This is a genomic window from uncultured Maricaulis sp., assembly GCF_905480005.1.
In the GTDB taxonomy this organism is placed as follows: Bacteria; Pseudomonadota; Alphaproteobacteria; order Caulobacterales; family Maricaulaceae; genus Maricaulis.
Genome location: NZ_CAJQOO010000168.1, coordinates 1 through 12,440, shown reverse-complemented (window position 1 = coordinate 12,440; position 12,440 = coordinate 1). Strand labels below are relative to the sequence as shown.

At 62.4% G+C, this 12,440-nt stretch carries 11 protein-coding genes; 5 read left to right on the top strand and 6 right to left on the bottom strand.

The window, feature by feature from the left end; translation table 11 throughout:
* Nucleotides 1-1,545 (top strand): M28 family metallopeptidase (locus tag QZ266_RS14110; RefSeq protein WP_295696246.1); only part of this gene is annotated, 1,545 nt, incomplete at its 5' end.
* A 197-nt stretch (nucleotides 1,546-1,742) separates the two neighbouring features.
* The gene (locus QZ266_RS14105; RefSeq protein ID WP_295696244.1) at nucleotides 1,743-2,189 is read left to right on the top strand and encodes a hypothetical protein; all 447 of its coding nucleotides are present in this window, start codon (nucleotides 1,743-1,745) and stop codon (nucleotides 2,187-2,189) included.
* Nucleotides 2,190-2,299: 110 nt separating this feature from the next.
* Here QZ266_RS14105 and QZ266_RS14100 read toward each other — a convergent pair whose 3' ends face one another.
* The 3 genes from QZ266_RS14100 to QZ266_RS14090 are packed head-to-tail and all read right to left on the bottom strand — an operon-like array spanning nucleotide 2,300 to nucleotide 4,256.
* A complete protein-coding gene (locus QZ266_RS14100) occupies nucleotides 2,300-2,944 on the bottom strand; it encodes a helix-turn-helix domain-containing protein (RefSeq protein ID WP_295696242.1) in 645 nt (214 codons plus the stop codon).
* Nucleotides 2,945-2,963: 19 nt separating this feature from the next.
* Nucleotides 2,964-3,608 carry a helix-turn-helix domain-containing protein gene (locus tag QZ266_RS14095; protein ID WP_295696241.1) on the bottom strand — a complete coding sequence of 215 codons (645 nt, stop codon included), beginning with the start codon at nucleotides 3,606-3,608 and terminating at the stop codon, nucleotides 2,964-2,966.
* 3 nt (nucleotides 3,609-3,611) lie between these two features.
* The gene (locus QZ266_RS14090; protein WP_295696239.1) at nucleotides 3,612-4,256 is read right to left on the bottom strand and encodes a helix-turn-helix transcriptional regulator; all 645 of its coding nucleotides are present in this window, start codon (nucleotides 4,254-4,256) and stop codon (nucleotides 3,612-3,614) included.
* Nucleotides 4,257-4,492: 236 nt separating this feature from the next.
* Between QZ266_RS14090 and QZ266_RS14085 the strand changes: the two genes are divergently transcribed.
* Together QZ266_RS14085 and QZ266_RS14080 are read left to right on the top strand one after the other, a co-directional pair.
* Nucleotides 4,493-5,620, top strand: coding sequence for a hypothetical protein (locus QZ266_RS14085; RefSeq protein WP_295696237.1), 1,128 nt, complete (start codon nucleotides 4,493-4,495; stop codon nucleotides 5,618-5,620).
* 109 nt (nucleotides 5,621-5,729) lie between these two features.
* Nucleotides 5,730-6,332 carry a helix-turn-helix transcriptional regulator gene (locus QZ266_RS14080; protein WP_295696235.1) on the top strand — a complete coding sequence of 201 codons (603 nt, stop codon included), beginning with the start codon at nucleotides 5,730-5,732 and terminating at the stop codon, nucleotides 6,330-6,332.
* Between the two features lie 27 nt (nucleotides 6,333-6,359).
* Here QZ266_RS14080 and QZ266_RS14075 read toward each other — a convergent pair whose 3' ends face one another.
* From QZ266_RS14075 to QZ266_RS14065, 3 genes are read right to left on the bottom strand one after another with little or no spacing between them, the layout of a single operon-like run.
* On the bottom strand, nucleotides 6,360-7,412 hold the full coding sequence (locus tag QZ266_RS14075; RefSeq protein ID WP_295696233.1) for a 2-oxoacid:ferredoxin oxidoreductase subunit beta: 1,053 nt from the start codon (nucleotides 7,410-7,412) through the stop codon (nucleotides 6,360-6,362).
* On the bottom strand, nucleotides 7,409-9,244 hold the full coding sequence (locus tag QZ266_RS14070) for a 2-oxoacid:acceptor oxidoreductase subunit alpha (protein WP_295696231.1): 1,836 nt from the start codon (nucleotides 9,242-9,244) through the stop codon (nucleotides 7,409-7,411). Before QZ266_RS14070 ends, QZ266_RS14075 begins: the two co-directional genes overlap by 4 nt.
* Complete coding sequence (locus QZ266_RS14065; protein ID WP_295696229.1) at nucleotides 9,241-11,037, bottom strand: FAD-dependent oxidoreductase; 1,797 nt, start codon at nucleotides 11,035-11,037, stop codon at nucleotides 9,241-9,243. The genes QZ266_RS14070 and QZ266_RS14065 overlap by 4 nt, the downstream gene beginning before the upstream one ends.
* A gap of 479 nt (nucleotides 11,038-11,516) precedes the next feature.
* On the opposite strand from QZ266_RS14065, the gene QZ266_RS14060 reads away from it, so the two are divergent.
* On the top strand, nucleotides 11,517-12,008 hold the full coding sequence (locus QZ266_RS14060; RefSeq protein ID WP_295696227.1) for a hypothetical protein: 492 nt from the start codon (nucleotides 11,517-11,519) through the stop codon (nucleotides 12,006-12,008).
* Nucleotides 12,009-12,440 lie beyond the last annotated feature (432 nt).

Genomic DNA, 12,440 nt, shown 5'->3' with positions numbered 1-12,440 from the left:
CTGCGCCATCGCATCGCCACCCTGGCCGATGATTCCTTCGAAGGTCGCGCGCCGGCCACGCCGGGCGGGATCGCCGCCAGCCAGTGGATCGCCGACGAGATGGCCCGGATCGGCCTCGAGCCCGGTTATGAGGGCAGCTATTTCCAGCCCGTCTCCCTGCTCGCCGTCTCCCTCGACGCCGAAGCCTCCAGCTTTGACGTCTCCTTCGAGGGCGAGCCGCTGGGCCTGAGCATGGGCGAGGACATTGTCTACTGGTCCAAGCTCAACGCCTCCGACATCACGGTCGAGGACAGCGATCTGGTCTTTGTCGGCTATGGCGTCGTGGCCCCGGAATATGGCTGGGATGATTACGCCGATCTCGATGTCGAGGGCCGGACGGTCGTCATGCTGGTCAATGATCCCGGCTATGCCAATCCCGACAGCGGCCTCTTCAATGGCAATGCCATGACCTATTACGGACGCTGGACCTACAAGTATGAGGAAGCGGCCCGCCAGGGCGCAGCCGCGGTCATCCTGATCCACCAGACCGCCCCGGCCTCCTATGGCTGGAATGTTGTCTCCGGGTCCTGGAGCGGCACCCAGCTGGACCTCGCCCGGGAACCCGGTGAGGGCCAGTTCGCCAATGTCGAGAGCTGGGTCACCGAAGACCGGGCCCGCCAGATGTTCGACCTCGCCGGACTGGACTTCGACGCCCTCACCGCGTCTGCCTCGCAGCCGGGCTTCACGCCGGTCGAAATGAGCGGCCTCTCGGCCTCCGGCCAATTGGCCAATTCGGCCGAGACCATGGACTCGCGCAATGTGGTTGGCGTGGTGCCGGGCACAACGCGTCCGGACGAATACATCCTCTACACCGCGCACTGGGATCATATCGGCATCCGTGACGTGCCCGAGGGCGAGGACGGCCTCTATAACGGCGCCGTCGACAATGCGACCGGCACTGCCGCTATCCTGGAAATCGGCGAAGCCTTCGCCGCCAATCCGGGCGAACGCTCGGTGATGATCCTCGCCGTGACCGCCGAGGAATCCGGCCTGCTGGGCTCGGCCTATTACGGCGAGAACCCGATCGTGCCGTTTGACCAGACCGTGGGCGGGCTCAATATCGACGCCATCCTTCCCACCGGCCGCGCCCGCGATGTCGTCGTGGTCGGCCATGGCGCTTCCGAGCTGGAAGACCTGCTCACCGAAGCCGCCGCCGAACAGGACCGCTATATCGTTCCGGATCCGAACCCGGAGGCCGGCTATTTCTACCGGTCCGACCATATCGAGCTGGCCAAGCATGGCGTGCCGATGCTGTATGCGGATGGCGGTTTCGACCTGCGCGAGGGCGGAAACGAAGCCGGCATGGCGATCGGCGAGGATTATCGCGCCAACCGCTATCATGGCCCGGCGGACGAATACTCCGAGGACTGGAATATGGAGGGCATGGTGGAAGACACGGCGCTCTTCTTCACGGTCGGCTCACGCCTGGCCAATTCGGACGACTGGCCGAACTGGTATGAAGGCAATGAGTTCCGCGCCCTGCGCGATGCGCAAATGAGCGACTGATCCAGGCCCAGGCCTGCCGGGAAACAGGAAAGGGCGGCCCGTCGGGTCGCCCTTTTTCGTGCGGGACCCGCTGTGCGGCACGCCCGCGCTGACCCGAGGCACACCGATCCGGACAACATTCCCGCCTCCGCCTCACGAGATTTTAAAACCTTTGCGTCATTCTGGCTTTGAACACGCGATCAATCAGGGGATTTGAGATGAAGTTCACGGCTGTTGCAGTGTGCGTTGCCGGCATGGCTTTGGGGCTTGGGGCTTCGGCCCATGCCCAGGACGTCCGGACGCCTCAGGGCGAGCGTTTCCAGATGGGGATTATCGGCGGCAGCCTGCCGGACGATCCGCAATACTTCTGGGCCCATTTCGAACCCCCGAACGCCAGCCTGGGCGACAGCACGACGACCAGCGGGATTGTCAGCATGATGGTCGCGGGCGGTCCGGACGCCGAAATGGTGGGCACCTGGACGGTCGACAACCAGACCGGCGCCGTGACGATCGACCCTGGCTTCATGCCGTCGACCCATTGCGAGACCTGGCCCGAATACTCGGTCGGTGAGACGATCGACCTGTCCGCGCCGTCCGAGAAGAATTGCTGGGTCGGCGACAACCACGCGCCTTATGTCCACGAGATGACCTATCAGGGTCTTTGATAACCGTGCCCGGTCAGGGCATGGCGAGCGTCGTCATCGCGCTCCGCACGACATGAAAAAGGGCGGCCCGACGGGTCGCCCTTTTGTGTTCCATCCGGTCGGGTGAGACCTCAGAATGTCCGCCGCAGGACGACCTTCTCACCGCGCTCTTCCAGCCGCGCCGAATAGCGCTTCTCGTCGAGGGTAGCACCGGAGTGAATACAATAGACCGTGCGAGCCTCGGATATCCGCGGCCAGTGAATGAAGTCGCACAACAAGGACTGCATGCCCGAAGACACATTGACCTCGAGACTGCCCATGGTCTGCGCGAAAGCGAGATTGTTCTGGAACATGCCTTCGGCGCGCAATTGCTCAAGCGCTTCGGTGAAATCGCCACCGAGGAAATTACGGATATTGCGGCCTTCGATCTCGCTGCGGCGGACGCCGAAGAGATCGAGCGCGCCCAGGGAAATCGCCTTGATCATGCCCATGGAGTCGGTGACGAATTCAACCGACGGATTGAGTGAAACCAGATCAACCCAGGTCGGCGCGGGCGCGATGACAAAGGCATCCTGAACCAGCTCCGCCATGCGGCGCTTGATCCGTTCGGGCGGCTCACTATCGCCATTTTCCCAGCGCGAGATCATGGCCTGGGTGACGCCCAGATCGGCAGCCAGGGCGGCCTGTTTGAGACGTTTGGACATCCGGAAATTGCGGATGACCGACGGCCAATTGACCTTGCTCGACGTCATCGACAACTTGATATCTTCAACCAAATCCGTCCCCCTTGTGGGCTCAACCCTGCCCGGAGCTTCCCACTTGCCCGCCGAACTCGCTGCGCAGATGGTCAAACTCCAACCGCGTCACCCTTGCCCCGGTCAGCATCCACCTGACCGTATTGTCTTCGCCGGCATGCGGCCAATGAAGGCCATGCACCGGACCTATATCGCGTTTACCATGTGAATTGGCAAAACAATACCGATCTGCACTTTCAACGCTTTCGAGCGCGCCGTCAAAAAATCCCCGGTCAATGAGAAGGCCTTGCAAGGCCACAAGGTCGCCCGCGAACAGGCTTGCGAGCGTCCTGCCCTCGATCCGGTCACGCGACAGGCCCGTTTCGCGGGCCAGCCCTGTGCTGGCCGTTTCGATAAGGCCATCGCGGTCGATCACGGCGGCGATGTCCGGCTGACAGGCGACATGCTTGCGCCAACCGACCAGCGGAGCCGACATGTCGTCCGTCGACCCGGTCAGGGCCCGGATCCGCGCCTGCATGTCCGCCGCCGGCCGGACCGCTCCGGCTTCCCAGCGCGACACCATGGCCTGGGTCACGCCCAGATCATAAGCGAGGTCCGCCTGTTTGACATTGTGGGTGAAGCGATAGCGACGCAGGAGAGTGCGCCAGAAATTCGCATCAGCGGGTGCTGTCGGCGCGCTCGCCATGCCCTAGATCGCCTTGCGCAAAACCATGGGCCCGCCCAGCCGCGCCTTCACATCCGCATGGACCCGCTCGGAAACATCGGCGCCGGACAGCAGCCACACGATTTCCGGGCCGGGCAGAAAGCTGGGGCGGTGAAGCCCGTGGACATGACGCCGCCGACGATCTCTGTCGGGGCTCAAAAAGGTGATGGCGTCGATACTCTCCGCCGAGGCCAGTCGCCCTTCGAACAGACCGGCAGAGACCAGGGCGTCGAACAAGGGCGACCAGTCGCCTTCAAAGGCCTCATGGATATAGCGGCCTTCCAGATCATGACGCTGGCAGTCGAGGCTGCGTCGGAAGCCGCGACTGGCGCGCAGGATGCGTCCGTCGCCATTGATCACGCCGACCACGGCCGGATGGCGACCGATACGGTCGAGCCAGGCCGAGCGTGACACGGATGTCTGGGACGCCCAGTAGAGATCAGCGACCCGCTCCTGGACCTGTTCCGATGGTATGGCCGCACCGGATTCCCAGCGCGAAACCATGGTCTGGGTGACTCCCAGATCATGCGCCATCGCGGCCTGTTTCAGGCCTTTGGAAAGCCGGTAGTGACGGATCACGGATGGCCAGTGAATGACATGGCTATCGAGGCTGATCGTCGGGTCGGACATGTGCGCTTCTCCGTATCCAGAGGGCGCGCCGGTGCCGGGCAGCGGCGGTTATATTTTATAACCCGGACCGGGCCATTTGTGAAGCCTGATGCCTAAAGCAACCAGACGTACGCAATCATTCACGCGTCTGCGACACTTGTGTGAAGATATGCCGGACGGGGACGAGGCGGATTGATCGCACGGTCGGGTGTTTGCTACCTGCCCTTGATGTCTTGTCTCCAAGAAGGTGCCCCGCCATGGCCGATTTGAGCACTGCCGTCTGGGTCTTTTCGATCCTCGGCTTCCTGATCGCCGCCTACTCGATCGTCGCCAATGATGCGATCCAGACGCTCGGCACCTTCCTCAGTTCCAATGCCAAGCGGCCCTGGTGGGTGTTGTGGGCCTATGCCTGCTCGATCATCGTCGCGGTTATGCTGTGGGGGTTTTTCGGCGGCGGCGGTGACATCGCCTTCGGTCGATTGAACTCGCTGCCCTACCCCGAAGGCGGGGTGCAGTGGTGGCACGCCATCCCGCCCCTCTTCCTGCTCATCCTGACCCGCTACGGCATTCCCGTCTCGACCACTTTCCTGGTCCTGACCATTTTCGCCCTGACCGGCGGCGCCAACACGGAAGGCGTATTGCCGAGAATGCTGACCAAGTCAGCGCTCGGCTATGTGGTCGCGATCAGCGCCGCCTTCTTCGTCTACCTGCTGATCTCACGGGCTTTCGAACGCTGGATCGAACGCACCCGGGATGTCCCGCATCACCCGGTCTGGTATGCCGCGCAATGGGCGGCGACGGCCTTCCTCTGGGCCCAGTGGCTGATGCAGGACCTGGCCAATATCTTCATCTTCCTGCCGCGCACCACCGATCTCGTGCCGGTGCTGGACGAGACCGGCCTCCCGCTGATGAATGACGGCGTTGCGGTGATGCAGACCCAGGTCAGCTTCTCGCCGCTCCTTCTGGTCTTTGCGACCGTCGTCATGCTGGCGCTGCACGCCATCATCTTCCGCAATCGCGGGGGCGAGATCCAGAAAATCGTCCTGTCGAAAACCAATTCCACCGACATCCGTGCGGCGACCGCAATCGACCTGATCTACGGGATCATTCTCTACATCTTCAAGGAGGTGAATGACGTCCCGATGAGCACGACCTGGGTCTTCCTGGGCATGCTGGCCGGTCGCGAAATCGCCATCGCCTATATCGCGGGCCTGCGCTCGAAGCTCGCTGCCCTGTGGGATGTCACTTCGGACGTCATGCGGGCCTTCCTTGGCCTGTTGATCAGCGTCGTCCTGGCCATTTTCCTGCCGGCCTGGGCGCGCGGCGAGCTTGGCGAATTGATGGCGGATCTGCCTGGCTATATCGCCCGGGCCCTCGGCCTCTAGCCCTGTCCACTACCCGAATGGGTGTGGATGGTTCATATTTTATGAGTGCCCCTTCGTCCGCGCGCATAGGCAAGATAACTCCTATATTAAAAGGGGTTAGAATTCGATCTTGGAGAAAAACTGGGCACACACGCTTCGCGCGCTCCGCATGAGATTGCGATTGAAGCAGGGGGCAATAGCAGAACTCATCGGCGTCTCGCAGACCTATGTGTCGCGCCTCGAGGCTGGCCTGGTGGAACCGCCGGCGCATGTCGCGGAGGCGATTACCAACCTGGCCGAGAATCCGCGCACCCGCTCCCTGGTTGACGATCTGCGGGCCACGGTCGATCACAGCCCCTTTCCCTGCCTGCTGCTGCAAACCGGTCCGGGCGATCTCAATATCGAGGCTGCCAGCCTCATCATGACGCGGACCTTTCTCGAGGGCGCGCAACAGATCATCAAGGCCCCCGCCCTCAAGCGACTGATCAGCGACCTCGAGACGCTGGACCGGGAAGGCCTTTCAGACGGCAATATCCTCGGAGCCTCGGCGGTCTGGGTCGACCGCCATGCGACCGACCGTTTCTGGCAGGTCCGCTACACGCCGATCCGCGACGAGACCGGGGCGAGATTCGTCCATGTGACCCTGGCCGGGCTCGAAGACAGCCCCGCCGCCCGCGCCGCCGCCAATGACGCCGCCCCCCGCATCGAGCGCTTCAACGCCAGCGAAAACTGAGGCCGCAGAGCCGGTTCAGCCTGCCATTTAGCGATAGCGGGCCTGCAGCTTGGCGAGCGCCGCCTTGCCCGGTGTCAGGCTTTCATAAGGGACCTGGTTGAGCGGGGTTTTCGGCAGCTTGTTGGCCGCCTGCATGTCCGGCAGATCGCTGTTGAGATACAGGAGGCCCGTGCGGATTTCGCCTTCGGTCTTGTTCATCAACAGGGTCTCGATCGCCTGGGCACGATCGCGCGGATCGTAATCACTCTCGGTCTTGCGCAGGAAGAGCTCGCCCCCGTCCTGCATCGTCACGCGCATCGCCCCGTCCTGGTCATAGGCGCCGGTCACCTCGTCGGCATGGGCGACGAAATCGGTATGCACGAGCGGGTGATAATATTTGTAGGTATGGGCGTAACTCTTGGTGGAGCCGGCATGATCATTGAAGGTCACGCAGGGCGAGATGACGTCGATCAGGGCAAATCCCTTGTGCTTGAGACCGGCCTTGATCAGCGGGACGAGCTGGGTCTTGTCACCCGAGAAGGCGCGCGCGACGAAGCCGGCCCCCAGCGTCAGCGCCTGGACGCACGGGTCGATCGGCATCTGGTCATTCTCGATGCCCTTTTTCGATTTCGACCCATAGTCGGCCGCGGCCGAGAACTGACCCTTGGTGAGGCCATACACGCCGTTATTCTCGAGAATATACAGCATGTTGAGATTGCGCCGGATGGAATGGGCAAACTGGCCGAAGCCGATCGACAGCGAATCCCCGTCGCCGGAAATGCCGATATAATTGAGATCGCCATTGGCGGCATTGGCGCCGGTCGCGACCGACGGCATCCGGCCATGCACGCAATTGATGCCGTGCGACTGGCCCATGAAATAGGCGGTCGTCTTGGATGAACAGCCAATGCCGGAGACCTTGGCCGCGCTCTCGGGTGCCAGATCGAGTTCCCAGAAGGCCTGAACCAGGGCGGCGGTGACCGAGTCATGGCCGCACCCGGCACACAGGGTCGACATCACGCCTTCATAATTGCGGACCGACAGGCCCAGCTTGTTCTTGGGCAGATGCTTGTCGATGAAAGGCTTGCTCATGGAGGTCATGCGACGTCTCCCAGGGCTTCAAGATGGGCCGAGATGCCCTCGATGATGAATTTCGGATTGGCCGCCATGCCGGCGTAATCGAGGATGGAGACCAGTTTGTGCTTGGGCGCCTCGGTCTCATTGACCAGAAGCGACCGAAGCTGGCCATCGCGGTTCTGCTCGACCACGAAGACCTCGTCATACGCGGCGATAAAGGCATCGACCTCGGCATTGAAGGGGAAGCCGCGCAGGCGCAGATAGTCCAGGTTCACACCGTTTTCGGCGAAGCGATCGAGGGCTTCCAGGACCGCGCCATCGCAGCCACCGACCGAGATGATGGCCCGGCGGGCCGGCTGGCCGCAGCGCGTGATGACCGGGGCCGGCACCGCATTGGCGGCATTCTCCCACTTGGTGGTCAGACGATCGAGCACTTCCTTGTACTCGTCACTGTCCTCGGTATAGCCGCCTTTCCAGTTATGGCCCGAGCCACGCGTGAAATAGGCGCCCTTGGGATGGGTACCCGGCAGGGTGCGCCAGGGAATGGCATCCCCGTCACGGTCTTCATAGCGGTAGAATTTCTCGAGCTTGTCGATCTCGTCAGCACTCAACACCTTGCCGCGATCGGGCTGGTAGCTGTCATCCCATTCCAGCTCCGGGATCATCCAGTCATTCATGCCGATATCGAGATCGGTCATGAAGAAGACCGGCGCCTGGAAGCGCTCGGCAATGTCGAAACTCTGTACCGCCATCTCGAAGCATTCCTTCGGATTGGCCGGGAAGAGGAGGATATGCTTGGTGTCACCATGGCTGGCATAGGCCGCCAGGGTGATATCGCATTGCTGGGTCCGGGTCGGCAGGCCGGTCGAGGGACCGGCGCGCTGGACGTCGAACAACACCACCGGAACCTCGCCATAATAGGCAAAGCCGATAAATTCACTCATCAGCGAAATGCCCGGACCGGAGGTCGGGGTGAAGGCGCGGGCCCCATTCCAGCCGGCGCCGATGGCCATGCCCACGGATGCGAGCTCGTCCTCGCCCTGGATGATGCAGAAATTCTTCTCGCCGGTTTCCGGATCGACGCGGAATGTCTCGCAGAATGCCTTGAACCCGTCCATCAGCGAGGTCGAGGGCGTGATCGGATACCAGGCACCGAAGGTCGCGCCGGCATAGACGCAGCCCAGCGCGGCAGCGGTATTGCCGTCGATCATGATGTGACCGGCGGTCTTGTCCATGGGCTCGATCCGCAGCGGCAGCGGATCGGCAAAATGCTCGCGCACATAATCCAGACCCAGCCCGATCGCCTTCATATTGGCGTCGATGAGATGCTCCTTGGTACCGAACATCTCCTTGACCAGGTTATGGATGACTTCGACATCAAGCCCGGTCAGGCCGGCGACAGCGCCGACATAGGCCATATTCTTCATCAGCACGCGGGTGCGGGCATTGTCGAAGGCGGCATTGACCAGGCGGGCCAGGGGCACACCGATCGCGGTGACATCCGCGCGCGCATGCAGGTCCGGTCGCGGCCAGGTCGAATCGTAGAGGAGGAAGCCGCCCGGCGAGACGTCGGCGAGGTCCTGCTTGTAGGTCTCCGCATTCATGGCGACGATGAATTCCGCGGTGCCGGAGCGGGCCATATAGCCGTCCTTGGTGAGGCGGATTTCATACCAGGTCGGCAGGCCCTGAATATTGGAGGGGAAGAGATTCTTGCCCACCACCGGCACGCCCATGCGGAAGATCGCCTTCATCAGCAGACCATTGGCCGAGGCCGAACCGGTGCCGTTCACATTGCCGATCTTGATGACGAAGTCATTGACCCGGACTTCGCCTGACACGTCCACGAGATCCTTCATTCGGCAGCCACTTTCCTGGTTTCATCGTCGACATGCGGAATGAAGATGTCGGCATCCTGCATGTCCCACGCAGCCGTCGGGCAGCGCTCGGCGCACAGGCCGCAATGCAGGCAGAGATTTTCGTCCTTGATCATGACCCGCCCGGTATCTTTCAGCGGTTCGGAGACAAACAGGTCCTGGTCCTTGTTATTGGCCGGCACCCGCAATGACTGGCGCAGCTCGGCCTCTTCGGCGACCGGCACGATGGACAGGCAATCGACCGGGCAGATGTCCATGCAGGCATCGCATTCCTTGCACAGCGGGGCCTCGAACACGGTCTGGACATCACAGTTCAGACAGCGCTGGACCTCGGTCGCAATCTGCTCGGCGGTATAGCCGGTCTCCACTTCCATCTTGCGATTGGAGAGACGCGCCTTCAATTCGGCCAACGGCATCTGCCGACGATGCTCGCCGGTATAGCTGTTGGAATACATCCACTCATTCACGCCCATCTTGGCGGACTGAAGATTGACCCCGCGCGGCAGGCGCGAGTCGAGCGCGCTGCCCTCGCAATGCTTGTGGATTGAAATCGCCGCCTGGTGGCCATGCTCGACCGCCCAGATGATATTCTTGGGACCAAAGGCGCTGTCGCCGCCGAAAAAGATGCCCTTCCGGGTCGACTCGAATGTTGTCTCGTCAACGATCGGTACGCCCCATTTGTCGAACTCGATACCGATATCGCGCTCGATCCAGGGGAAGGCGTTTTCCTGACCGATGGCCAGGATCACATCCGTGCAGGGGATGATCTTGGTGCCGGCAATCTTGGTGTCGGTGATCCGGCCATCCTCGTCGAGCTGATACTCCATCAGCTCGAATTCCATGCCGGTCAACTTGCCATTCTCGACGACGAAGCGCTTGGGCGAGTGATTGACCAGAATGTCGACATTCTCGTCCTCGGCGTCTTCCAGCTCCCAGGGCGAGGCCTTGAAGAATTGCCGGGGCTTGCGAGCCATCACCTTCACATCATCGGCGCCAAGGCGCAGCGAGGTGCGGCAGCAATCCATGGCCGTATTGCCGACACCGATGATCAGGACTTCCTTGCCGATCTTGTCGACATGTTCGAAGGCGACGCTTTCCAGCCAGTCGATGCCGATATGGATATTGGCGTCGGCCTCGTCGCGGCCCTCGATCCTGAGATCCTTGCCCTTGGGCGCGCCCGAACCGATGAAGACCGCGTCATACCCGCTCTCGGAGAGCGCCTGGAGGCTCTCGATCCGATGACCGGTTTTCAGCTCCACGCCCTGGTCGAGAATATAACCGATCTCCTCGTCCAGCACTTCTTCCGGCAGGCGGAAGGAGGGAATATTGGCGATCATCAACCCGCCGGGACGGTGATGGGCCTCGAAAATCGTACATTCATAGCCCAGCGGGGCGAGATCATTGGCCACGGTCAAGGACGCCGGACCCGCGCCGATCAGGGCGATTTTCTTGCCATTCGTGCTCGCCGGCTTTTGCGGCACGAGATGCTTCACCTCGTCACGATGATCGGCCGCGACCCGTTTGAGACGGCAGATCGCGACCGGTTCTTCCTCGACCCGGCCACGCCGACAAGCCGGCTCGCAGGGGCGGTCACAGACCCGTCCAAGAATGCCCGGGAAGACATTGGATCGGCGATTGACGAGATAGGCTTCGGTGAATTCACCTTGCGCAATCAGGCGGATATACTCAGGCACCGGCGTGTGCGCCGGGCATGCCCACTGGCAATCCACGACCTTGTGATAATAGTCGGGATCGCGCGTATCGGTCGGCTTCATGCTCCTCACCCCGGGCTCTCACCCGTTCCGTATTATGGACCGGCGACCGTCAAGGGCCGCAGAATTCCTGCCATTCTCACATGGTGAACGCCGCAAGGGTCAAGCGATTTCCCCCTTAAGCGACCGTTTGCGAACGGGTTTGTTTGTTAGTGCGAGTGAATTGCAAAATGGTGGCGGTAACGGGGCCGTGTTGCCAGTATGCGGGCCCTTGATTGTCATCCCGGCCGGAAGCCTGCGAAAGCAGGCTGCAGAGCCGGGACCTAAAATCACGATGCTTCAAACTTTCGCGCAAATGGGTCCCGGATCTGCGTCCCGCCTGCGCGGGACATTCGTCCGGGATGACAAATGTGGGGCACAAGAACCGGATTGCACCGCAGCGCCTCAGCCGCCACCCTGACGCCATGACACGCCCTTCCCCGCTCCCAAACCGCGTCGCGCCGACCGGCGAGATTTGCGCTCATACCGCCCGCGGTACGCTGATGGGCAATCGCGGCATCCTGCATGATGACCGCCAGCAACTCGGCACCGCGCGCTGGAAGCACCAGGCCTGGGTCACCTGCACCCTCGCCTTCAAGGCGCGCCGCCGCGAGCTGATGACACCCGGCAATTACACCGAGCTCTTCTTCACCGACGAAGCCGTCACCCTCGCCGCCGGCCACCGCCCCTGTGCCGAATGCCGCCGCGAGGATTTCAATCGCTTCCGGGATGCTTTTGCCAGAGCCCATCCCGACCTGCCGCAGCCCGTGCGGGCGCCAGACATGGATCGGGTGACGCACACGGCGCGGGTGGTCTCGCGGTCGCGGGCGCAGGTGACGTATGAGGCGATGCTGTCAGAGCTGCCGGAGGGCGTGTTCTTCAAGATCGCGCCCGCCGGGGGGCCGCTGGTGCGGTGGCAGGGCAAGGTCTGGGCCTGGTCGTTTGAGGGTTTGCAGCGGGACCGGACGCTTTGCCGGATCGGGTGGAGGTGCTGACGCCTCAGCCGACGGTGAAGGCGATTGCGGCGGGTTATGTGCCCATGTGCATTGCCCAATAGCCCCAGTCCCACCGTCATCCCACGGTGTCCGCGAAGCGGGCATCCGGGGGACCTGCGCTTCCCCCGCAGACGGTTTGGCTGAGGTCCCCCGGATCGCGGCTGCGCCGCGACCGTGGGATGACGGAGGGAAGGAGACTTATTGGAACTCGGCGCCGCGCGCGCAAATACCCATACATGCCTTGAAAACCGGATAGCGCGGACTCCCGGCAAGCGATGAATGGCTCGGAGTGCGCGAGCGCCGCTCAATACCCTCACAACTCATCCACCGAATGCTCATGCACCCGCGCCTCGGCCTTCAGCCAGGCGATGAAGGCCTCGGCGTCCGGGCTGAGGGGGCGGTTGCGCGCGGTGACGATATGATAGGCCGAGC

Coding starts and splice junctions, on each gene's coding strand:
- QZ266_RS14065 (WP_295696229.1), bottom strand. CDS start 11,037: ATGAAGCCGACCGATACGCGCGATCCCGACTATTATCACAAGGTCGTG.
- QZ266_RS14105 (WP_295696244.1), top strand. CDS start 1,743: ATGAAGTTCACGGCTGTTGCAGTGTGCGTTGCCGGCATGGCTTTGGGG.
- QZ266_RS14085 (WP_295696237.1), top strand. CDS start 4,493: ATGGCCGATTTGAGCACTGCCGTCTGGGTCTTTTCGATCCTCGGCTTC.
- QZ266_RS14075 (WP_295696233.1), bottom strand. CDS start 7,412: ATGACCTCCATGAGCAAGCCTTTCATCGACAAGCATCTGCCCAAGAAC.
- QZ266_RS14095 (WP_295696241.1), bottom strand. CDS start 3,608: ATGGCGAGCGCGCCGACAGCACCCGCTGATGCGAATTTCTGGCGCACT.
- QZ266_RS14060 (WP_295696227.1), top strand. CDS start 11,517: ATGGGCAATCGCGGCATCCTGCATGATGACCGCCAGCAACTCGGCACC.
- QZ266_RS14090 (WP_295696239.1), bottom strand. CDS start 4,256: ATGTCCGACCCGACGATCAGCCTCGATAGCCATGTCATTCACTGGCCA.
- QZ266_RS14070 (WP_295696231.1), bottom strand. CDS start 9,244: ATGAAGGATCTCGTGGACGTGTCAGGCGAAGTCCGGGTCAATGACTTC.